8 protein-coding genes are annotated in these 9499 nt (G+C 54.9%); 3 read left to right on the top strand and 5 right to left on the bottom strand.

Features of this window, described 5'->3' with window-relative positions:
- The 4 genes from HY788_00630 to HY788_00615 all read right to left on the bottom strand — a co-directional run.
- Positions 1–174: S-methyl-5-thioribose-1-phosphate isomerase (locus tag HY788_00630; GenBank protein MBI4772680.1), on the bottom strand; the 174-nt coding region annotated here is incomplete at its 3' end.
- Positions 175–213: 39 nt separating this feature from the next.
- On the bottom strand, positions 214–1641 hold the full coding sequence (gatB, locus tag HY788_00625) for an Asp-tRNA(Asn)/Glu-tRNA(Gln) amidotransferase subunit GatB (protein ID MBI4772679.1): 1428 nt from the start codon (positions 1639–1641) through the stop codon (positions 214–216).
- 259 nt (positions 1642–1900) lie between these two features.
- Positions 1901–2518 carry a response regulator gene (locus tag HY788_00620; GenBank protein ID MBI4772678.1) on the bottom strand — a complete coding sequence of 206 codons (618 nt, stop codon included), beginning with the start codon at positions 2516–2518 and terminating at the stop codon, positions 1901–1903.
- A gap of 269 nt (positions 2519–2787) precedes the next feature.
- On the bottom strand, positions 2788–4143 hold the full coding sequence (locus HY788_00615) for a sigma-54-dependent Fis family transcriptional regulator (GenBank protein ID MBI4772677.1): 1356 nt from the start codon (positions 4141–4143) through the stop codon (positions 2788–2790).
- Between the two features lie 332 nt (positions 4144–4475).
- On the opposite strand from HY788_00615, the gene polA reads away from it, so the two are divergent.
- From polA to queC, 3 genes are all read left to right on the top strand, one after another.
- Complete coding sequence (polA, locus tag HY788_00610; GenBank protein ID MBI4772676.1) at positions 4476–7163, top strand: DNA polymerase I; 2688 nt, start codon at positions 4476–4478, stop codon at positions 7161–7163.
- A gap of 332 nt (positions 7164–7495) precedes the next feature.
- Entirely contained in the window at positions 7496–7915 is a 420-nt protein-coding gene (locus HY788_00605) for a pyridoxamine 5'-phosphate oxidase family protein (GenBank protein MBI4772675.1), read from the top strand.
- 37 nt (positions 7916–7952) lie between these two features.
- Positions 7953–8651: a 7-cyano-7-deazaguanine synthase QueC gene (gene queC / locus HY788_00600; protein MBI4772674.1), complete on the top strand. Its 699-nt coding sequence runs from the start codon at positions 7953–7955 to the stop codon at positions 8649–8651.
- Positions 8652–8752: 101 nt separating this feature from the next.
- Here queC and rnhA read toward each other — a convergent pair whose 3' ends face one another.
- Positions 8753–9187 (bottom strand): ribonuclease HI, encoded by a 435-nt coding sequence (gene rnhA / locus HY788_00595; GenBank protein MBI4772673.1) that lies wholly within the window; start codon positions 9185–9187, stop codon positions 8753–8755.
- Between the last annotated feature and the right edge of the window lie 312 nt (positions 9188–9499).

Here is a 9499-nt window from a genome sequence, read left to right as displayed (position 1 = left end):
CACTCCCATGGCCGCGGCAATGCCTATGGCGGGCGCTCCACGAATCACCATGCGGCTTATGGCATTGGACACATCTCTGTAGGTGCGACATACCAGATACTTTTCGGCCCAAGGGAGCTTACGTTGGTCCAGCATGTATACGTGGTCGTTTTCGAAGTAGATGGTCTTTAACATATCAGTACCTGAAAGAATGAACTGCGAAGACCGACATGCCTAGTCGAGCAGTTTACGCAGGGTTTCGTTTACGACCTGGGGGTTCGCCTTGCCCAGGGACTTCTTCATGACGCAGCCTACAAAAAATCCGAACAGCTTCTTCTTACCCCCTTTGTAGGCCTGAAGCTCCGCCGGGTTCTCCTCGAGAACAGTCCGGATCAGGGACTCGATAGCACTGGTGTCGCTGACCTGCAGGAGGCCCTTTTCCTCCACGATCACACCGGCCGGTTTCCCGCTTGCGAACATTTCCTCGAAAACGGTCTTGGCAATGGTCCCGCTTATGGTCCCGGCTTGGATCATCTTCAGCACATCCGCCAATGCGGTGGAGGATATGGGGGAATTCTCGATTTCCACGCCGGTTTTGTTCAGATGAAACATCAGCTCTCCCATGACCCAGTTGGCCACCAATTTGGGGTCCGGAACAAGCCGGACTACCTCTTCGAAGTAATCGGCGGCGGGCCTCCGGGCGGTCAGAACCGATGCATCGTAGTCCGAGAGAGCGTATTCTCTCTGAAATCGAGCTTTCCTGTCGTCGGGGAGTTCGGGCAGTCTTTGACGGATCTCCTCGATCCAGGCCTCGTCGACCACAACGGGAACCAGATCCGGATCCGGAAAGTAGCGATAATCGTGCGACTCCTCTTTGCCTCGCATAGAGTGCGTGCGGTTGTGCGCCGTGTCCCAGAGCCTGGTTTCCTGAACGACCCGGCCACCGGCTTCAATCAAGGAACGCTGACGGCGAATCTCGAAGTCGAGGGCCTGCTGAACGTGCTTGAACGAGTTCATGTTCTTCAACTCTGTTCTTGTACCGAGTTCGGCTTGACCGTAAGGACGAATTGAAACGTTGGCGTCGCATCGAAAGCTGCCTTCTTCCATGTTTCCATCGCAGATGTTCGCATACTGGAGTATCTGACGCAGCTTCTTCAAATACTGAACAGCTTCTTCGCTGGATCGCATATCCGGTTCGCTTACGATCTCGATCAAGGGGACGCCGCAGCGGTTGAAATCCACGTAGCTAACAGGATTGAAATCGTCGTGAATGAGTTTGCCGGCGTCTTCCTCCATGTGAATTCGTGTAATCCCGACCCGTTTGGTTGCTCCGTTGACTTCGATTTCCACGTTCCCATGTTGAGCCAAGGGTTCTTCGAATTGGGAAATCTGATACCCTTTGGGGAGATCCGGGTAGAAATAGTTCTTACGGGCAAGACGGGAATAAGGAGCGATACGGCATCCAGTGGCAAGAGCCATGATCATTGCGAACTCAACGACCTTCTTATTCAACACGGGCAAGGCGCCCGGCATTCCTTGACACACAGGGCAGGTATGCCTGTTTGGCGACGCGCCGAATTCCGTGGAGCATCCGCAAAAGGTCTTACTTTTGGTCAAGAGTTGCGCATGGACTTCAAGTCCGATAACCGCTTCGTATTCCATATGGGGTCGTCCCTCCGTGGCCTTTCGTATTGTCCGTTGTATAGGATTCCTTACCGATGGTGTCAAGTTGGAATCGCCCGAGGCGCCGGAATAGCCCCACGGGCAAAGAGAAACACGTTCGTTTTGCCGAGAACGACCCGTCAGAGCCGACGCGGGCGGGAGAGTGCGCTCGCTTCGAGGCAGGCAAGAGGAAAACGGAGATCCAACAGACGCTTCTATATGCGCCGAGCCGATAAGAGGATGGTCCGAAAACCCGTCTTTACATCAATTGACGCCATTTCTCCATCAGGATCATCAACTGGTCAACTTTGCGCCGGGAGTCCGCCACGGCGGATCGGAGGCTATGGGAAATGGGGTTCGGTAACTCCACGGATATGATTTCGAGTTGCTTCTTCAGCTCGGCGAGGGGAACCAATACCTCGTGTTCCAGCATGGAAGCCAGATAATGCTGCTGCTCGTTCTTATTGCCCTTTTCGAGTGTGGCCCTTGTCATCAAGTGACACCGTTCGAGGGCTCGCTGAACCACATTCCTCAGCTCGGCGGGAGTAAACGGCTTTGGAAGAAAATCGAGAGCGCCGCGATTCATAGCCTCCGTGGCGCTACCCACGGTCGCATACCCGGTAATAACCACCAAAGCGATGGAAGCATCCAGGTCCCGGACCTGTTCCAGCACCTCCTGTCCTCCGATACCGGGCATTTTAAGGTCCACCAGAACCAGATTTGGTTTCAGCGCTTTCGCAAGCTCCAGTCCGGTTTTCCCATCGGCGGCCGAATGGACATCATAACCGTCCTTGGTCAATACCTGGCTGCAGGAGTCCCGCATCGCTTCTTCGTCATCGATGACCAGGACTCGGATGGGTTGGACAGTGTGTGTCATGGCTTTCCTCGGCAAAAGGGGTTTGAACCGTTTTATCGGAGCAATTTCCATACCACCGCCAGGCTGAACCTCGTTGGTCCCGATGGCGGTTGCGCAGACAGAACCATGGTAACACCCACAGGCCTTACCGAAAAGACCGTCTCAAGGATGACTTGGGGCAATCCGCCGCATACCGGGGAGTTTTGAACCCGGACCCCATGGGAAACGTTCAGATCGTCTTCTGCGTGGTCCTCATTTATGTTTCGACAAAGGGACGAGGGAATATATGTTCAATCCGGCACGGACTCCAGACGACATTTTCTGATTTTTTCACGGAGGGTCTTACGATCGATTCCCAAAGCGGCCGACGTCTTGGACCGATGGCCGCCGAAAAGAGTCAACACTTTCCGAATATGCCTGCACTCGGCATCGTCGAGTGTCAGGGAATCCCTGTCCACTCCTTTGTCGAGGGCAACTCCGGCAAAATAGATGTCCGAAGGCCGAATCTCATCGGAACGACAAAGCACGGCCAGTCGTTTCACCGCATTCTCGAGTTCGCGGACATTTCCGGGCCAGTTGTGGCTCGTGAGTATTTCCATGGCCTTGGGTGATACGGTCAGAAAGCGTCCGTCGGAGCGCTCGCCATGCTCCTTCAGAAAATGAGCTATGAGATTCGAAAGATCCGACATGCGGTCTCTCAGGGGAGGCATATCTATAGACACCACATTCAGCCGGTAGTAGAGATCCTCTCGAAACCGGCCTCGATCGATTTCCGATCGTATGTCACTGTTTGTGGCAGCCATGATGCGCACGTCCGCATCGATCTCTCGGTGGCTGCCGACGCGGGAGAATTTCCTTTCCTCGACAGCCTTGAGGAGCTTGGCCTGCATTTCCAAAGAAATGTTGCTGATCTCGTCGAAAAAGACGGTGCCACCCTGCCCCATCTCCAGCTTTCCCATTTTGCTTTGTTCCGCGCCGGTGAAAGCGCCCCGAACGTGTCCGAACAGTTCGCTTTCGAAGAGGGTCGGGACCAGTGAACCGCAATCCACGGAGATGAAAGGCGCGTTGCTTCGCTGCGAAAACCCGTGAATCAGGCGGGCCGCGAGTCCCTTGCCGGTTCCGCTGGGACCTGTAATCAAAACGGTGCTGTCCGTGGGAGCAACCAGCGTGATAATCTCCTTCACGCGCGCCATGACCTTGCTGTCTCCGATAAGAGTCGCCGCCCGCCGTTGCCGTTCAAGTTCCTGTTTGAGAAAAATATTTTCTCTCGATAGCCGTTTTTGCTCGACCCCCCTGCGGACAGCCGCTCTGATTTCCTGAGGAGTGAAAGGTTTTGACAGGAAGTCGTATGCCCCCAGTTTCATAGCGTCTACTGCGGTTTGCACCGTACCGTATCCGGTAAGAATGATGACCATCGCATCCGGATCCTGGTGTTTGATCTTCTTCAAAACATCGATGCCGTGAATATCGGGCATGTTCAGGTCCAGGATAATCATGTCATATGAATAGCGATCGATGAGTTCGAGCCCTTTTTTCGAGCTGTCGGCCCACTCGGCGGCATACCCGTTGCTCGAGAGGGCCTGGATGCATGAGTCACCAATGTGAAATTCATCATCTATGATCAATATTCTAGTGCTTGGTACCAATGTGCTGCTCCATGTAAATTTTTTCTCAAGATACAAGCCCTATCTTGAACGTATGGAACGAAAATGTCAAATGGCTAAACGGTCTTCGAGAAAGGAGCCCCAATCGCTCTCGAAAAGCAGGGTATCCTCACCCTGTTGCCGAAAACCGCATACGACCGGCGCCCCGGTACGTTGCCACAGGTCTCCTGGGGGTTCCTTCAGGCTGCGCCGCGGGGATCGACGCGGGCCTTTCCTACTTGACAAGGGGTTTGGCATAAAATTAGATGGAAAAGGATCACGATTCTTGGGGAGATCATCGGTGGTTCGTTCGTTTACAACGTAAGGATTCCTCGATGCCGGATAAGAAAGCCAAAGCACCGACCGTGTACCTTGTGGACGGAAGCTCGTATATGTACCGTTCTTTTTTTGCCGTTCGGGGATTGCAGAATCGCAATGGTCTCCCAACGAATGCCGTTTTTGGCTTTGTCAACATGATCCTGAAAATACTAAAGACCAAATCGCCTACGCATATGCTGGTGGCTTTTGACACAAAAGCTCCGACCTTCAGACACGAGCGCTATCCGGAATACAAGGCCAAGCGGGACGTGATTCCTGAAGATCTTGTGACACAGATCCCGTATATAAAAAAATTTATCCGTCTTTCCGGAATTTCACAACTGGAGTTGGTCGGATTCGAAGCGGATGACATCATCGGAACCCTATCACGGATAGCAACCGAATCAGGGGGCGAGGCGGTGCTCGTATCGTCGGATAAAGACTTTTTTCAGCTGCTCTCGGATCGCGTGGTCATGTGGGATACGATGAAAGACACGGTCCTGCGGCCCGAGGACATTAAAGAGCGATTCGGCCTGGAACCGTCCCGTGTTCTGGAAGTGATGGGCCTCATGGGTGACACTTCGGATAACATTTCAGGGGTTCCCGGAATCGGTGAAAAAACAGCGGTAAAATTGATCGAGGAGTACGGGAGCCTGGAAGATCTGCTCAAGAACAAAGAATCCGTCAAACAAAAAAAGATACGGGAGAACCTGCTCCGCTGCGGAGATCAAGCCCTTGAAGCGATGGAACTCATGAAGATCCGTACGGATGTCCCTTTGGATTTGTCCATCGACAACCTCGAGATCGACCCGAGAAATAGCGAAGCGCTCAAGGCGCTTTACCTCGAGTTGGATTTCCATTCATTTCTCGAGGAATCCGGGTCCGACAAGAGTCCGAATCATGTCTACAGGCCTGTAACTCGCCTGGAGGATCTGAAGGCTCTGGTGGAACGCCTGAGCAGCCTTCCCGTCCTTTCGGTGGACACGGAAACCACGTCCCAGGAGCCTATGCGCGCAAACCTGGTGGGAATTTCTCTGTGCGGCTCGCCTCGAGAAGCCTACTATGTGCCCTTGGCGCATTCGCGCTTGGCGGCGCCGGAGCAGGTGGGACTGAGGGACGGCATCGAATGCCTGCGCCCGCTTCTCGAGGGCGCGAAGCCGCTCAAAATCGGTCACAACATCAAGTACGACGCCATCGTACTCGAGCGGCATGGTATCGTGTTGAAGGGTATTGTCTTCGATACAATGGTGGCCTCCTACCTTCTGGATCCCGACCGTCACGCGCACAGCCTGGACAAAGTGGCCTGGGAATTTCTCGGCGAGCGCGTCACTACCTATAAGGAGGTGGTGGGCTCGGGAAAGAACGAAGCGACGTTTGACATGGTTCCATTGGAGACGGCCTGCGAATACTCCGCCGAGGACGCCGATGTTGCTTTTCGCCTCTATGCCCTATTGGAGAGCGAACTCCGGGAGAAATCGCTGGACACGCTTCTCAAGAACGTAGAAGTCCCGCTTATTTCCGTTCTGGCTTCCATGGAAATGTGGGGGGTCAAGATCGACCGCCCCCTGCTGCGGGACATGTCCAACGAGCTTTCCGGACAACTGCAGGAAATCGAGGACCGAGTCTACGAATTAGCCGGCAGCAGATTCAACTTAAACTCCCCGAAACAACTGGGAGTGGTGCTGTTCGAGGAAATGGGGCTCAACCCGGTCAAAAAGACTCAAAAGAAAACCGGCTATTCCACGGACATGGAAGTGTTGACCATCCTTGCGCAGACCCAGCCCATAGCCGAGCAGATCCTAAACTATCGCATCCTGAGCAAGCTGAAATCGACCTATGTAGATGCGTTGCCGGGGCTGGTCCACCCCGAAACGGGAAGGTTGCACACGTCGTACAATCAAACGGTGACAGCCACGGGACGGTTGAGCAGCAGCAACCCGAACCTTCAGAATATTCCGATTCGGGGGGAATTGGGCAACCGTATCCGTCGTGCGTTCATTCCGGAAAAAGGCTGCAAGCTGCTGTCGGCGGACTACAGCCAGATCGAGCTGCGGGTCCTGGCTCATTATTCGAAGGATCCGGTGCTGACCGAGGCGTTCAAAAAGGGGCGGGATATTCACACGGAAACGGCTTGCGGGATGTTTGGAGTGGACCCCGAGGGCGTCACGCCCGAAATGCGCAGAAGGGCCAAGGTGGTTAATTTCGGCATTATTTACGGGATGCAGGCCTTTGGTCTGGCGCGTGAACTCGGTATTTCCAGAGGAGAGGCTCAAAGGTTCATCGACGCCTACTTTCAGCGATTCGCCGGGGTCAAGTCGTTTCTGGTGGAGAATTTGGAGCGCGCCCGGAAACAGGGATACGTGACCACGCTTCTGGATCGACGCCGCTATCTACCCCAACTGACCAGCCAGAACAACGCCCTCAGATCGAATGCGGAACGTGTTGCCACGAACGCGCCGTTTCAGGGTTCCGCCGCCGATATCATAAAAGTGGCTATGATACGGATGTGGAGGATTCTCCGGGAACAGAAACGGAACACCAAAATGATTCTGCAGATCCACGACGAACTCGTGTTCGAAGTGCCGGAAGATGAACTCGATGCTCTGGAACCGATCATTCGTACGGAGATGGAAACCGCCGTTGATCTGAACGTTCCCCTGATTGTGGATGTGAGTATCGGAGACACCTGGTCCAAGCGAGACTAGGCGAACCGTTCCTTGAAGCCGATGAGTCGAGGAATGATGCCGAAAAAGGGTTGAAATGTCACACGCCCTCATTCCGGTCTTCTCTTCCCTCGACAAGCTCGAGTTCCGCGACAGGGGGGGGAAGGAGTCGGACTTGGAGGCGCGGGCGGATGGTTAGGCCCGCTGAAAGAGAAGAATCGAGCAAGCATAATAGACTGTCAGCGAAAAACGGGGTCAGCCCCGGATCACGCTGACCCCAAAGGAGCGCATCTCTGCCGATCAACGTTTCGGACGGTCCGAGCAGTGACGAACTCGAAGGTCTGGCCAAGGAACTGGCGCTTCGAGAGACCACGATGACGGTGGCCACGGCCGAGGAGAATACGCCTTGGGCCGCGCCCGTGTATTATGTGTATCAGGAAGGCGGCTTCTATTTCTTTTCGGATCCGAGGTCCAGACACATCGTCGAATCTCAAGCCTCCGGCAGGTCCGCCGCATCCGTTCACGTTGCCGCGAATACTTGGAAAGACATCCGGGGACTTCAGATGTCCGGTCACATTCGGCGCGTATCCATCGGCCCGGAGTCGGCAAGGGCTTTAGCCGCGTATCTGAAGAAGTTCCCGTTTACCAGCGAGTTTTTCAGCTCGGGTGCGCCTCTGAAGGTAGAGGATTTCAAACAGCGTTTCAATGTTCGCCTATATGCTTTTATCCCCGAACGGGTGTATTATCTGGACAATCGAGTCCGTTTTGGATTCCGAGAAAAAGTAGACTTGTGAACGCGGCTGGATATTGCGTTGCGCGAGGCTGGATGGAATGGACGGGAAAAGAAAAGCGGTTGTACTGTTGAGTGGAGGGATCGATTCCACGACCGTTGCGGCCATCGCCCGGCAGGAAGGTTTCGAAGTATGCGCCATGACCTTCAAATACGGGCAACGGCACGCCGCCGAACTTGACGCCGCCCGCCGGGTTGTCGAGGCTTTGGGGGTCAGGCGGCGGGTGGTCATGGAAATCGGACTCGAAGCCATCGGAGGGTCGGCGCTTACCAGTGATATCGAGGTTCCAAGAGACCGGCGGCCAGGTGCGGAGGGGTCCGAAATTCCGGTAACCTATGTGCCCGCCCGCAATACGATTTTCCTGTCCTTTGCATTGGCTTGGGCGGAAGTGTTACAGGCATCGGATATTTTTATCGGTGTCAACGCGATAGACTACAGCGGATATCCGGATTGCCGCCCCGAGTATCTGGAAGCGTTTCAGCGCATGGCCGATCTGGCCACCAAAGCGGGCGTCGAGGGCGCCCTGCGCATCAGGATCAGGGCCCCGCTGATTCACATGACGAAATCCGAGATCATTCAAACAGGGGTAAAGCTCGGGGTTGATTACGGACTGACTCACAGTTGCTACGACCCGGCGCCGGACGGCCGGGCATGCGGTCGCTGCGACAGCTGTCAGATTCGAAAGAGCGGGTTCGCGGAAGCCGGGATCGAGGATCCCACGAAGTATATAAACGGATAGGGTGTGGTCAGGTCGAGGTCGGAGGCTCTCATCCATGATTCCGGAATAAGGAGATCTGTTGGCGCGCGGGGGATGCCGAAACACCGTCCTGTCCGATGCAGTCAATTCAAATTCAAGATCGCCGATCTCGCCAGTTGATCGCAACGTTCGTTCTCCGGATGGCCCGAATGCCCCGGAACCCACACCCAGCGCACGGAGTGTTTACGGCAAAGCGCCTCCATGGTTCTCCATAATTCGGCATTTTTCACCGGTTGTTTCGTGCTGGTGATCCAGCCGTTTCGTTTCCACTTGGGAAGCCAACTCGTTATTCCATTCTTCACATATTGCGAATCCGTGTGAATCACCACTTTGCTCGGCTTGCGGAGCTGTTTCAGGGCCTCGATGACCGCCTTCATTTCCATTCGGTTGTTGGTGGTGAGCCGTTCATTGCCGGATATTTCCTTTTCGCGGCCTTTAGAACGGAGGACGGCCCCCCAGCCGCCGGGTCCCGGATTTCCTTGGCATGCACCGTCCGTGTAAATCTCGACAAGGTCCATGTTCTGCTCGGTGTCCGGCGCCTGACGTTGGTTTTCCGCCAACGTTGTCTTTCGAGGGGGAGTACGCCGGCGCACCGATTCCTCGGCGGAAGGGCCGGCGCTGTTGTTTCCCAGGGCTATTCGCAGGCTGAGCAGGAGCCGGCGCGCCTCCTCGAGGGATACGTTCTCGCCCGCCTGCAGGCGGCGCTCCATCCCATCAATCTCTTCCGGCGTCAGTGGTTCCATATGCAATCAGAGGTCCTTTCCGGTTCTGTCGGTTTCGCTTTACTCGCCACGAATAGCGAAGGTAAAGGTCTCCCTTCCCGGTTCTTG

The sequence above is a fragment of the Deltaproteobacteria bacterium genome (assembly GCA_016208165.1).
GTDB lineage: Bacteria > Desulfobacterota > Desulfarculia > JACQYL01 > JACQYL01 > JACQYL01.
The sequence above is the reverse complement of the archived record's forward strand: the minus strand, read 5'-3'. Positions and strand labels throughout refer to the sequence as shown.

Excerpts from the sequence above, each read along its gene's own strand:
- gatB (MBI4772679.1), bottom strand. The coding sequence starts at position 1,641 with ATGGAATACGAAGCGGTTATCGGACTTGAAGTCCATGCGCAACTCTTG.
- HY788_00620 (MBI4772678.1), bottom strand. The coding sequence starts at position 2,518 with ATGACACACACTGTCCAACCCATCCGAGTCCTGGTCATCGATGACGAA.
- polA (MBI4772676.1), top strand. The coding sequence starts at position 4,476 with ATGCCGGATAAGAAAGCCAAAGCACCGACCGTGTACCTTGTGGACGGA.
- HY788_00605 (MBI4772675.1), top strand. The coding sequence starts at position 7,496 with ATGACGGTGGCCACGGCCGAGGAGAATACGCCTTGGGCCGCGCCCGTG.
- queC (MBI4772674.1), top strand. The coding sequence starts at position 7,953 with ATGGACGGGAAAAGAAAAGCGGTTGTACTGTTGAGTGGAGGGATCGAT.
- rnhA (MBI4772673.1), bottom strand. The coding sequence starts at position 9,187 with ATGGACCTTGTCGAGATTTACACGGACGGTGCATGCCAAGGAAATCCG.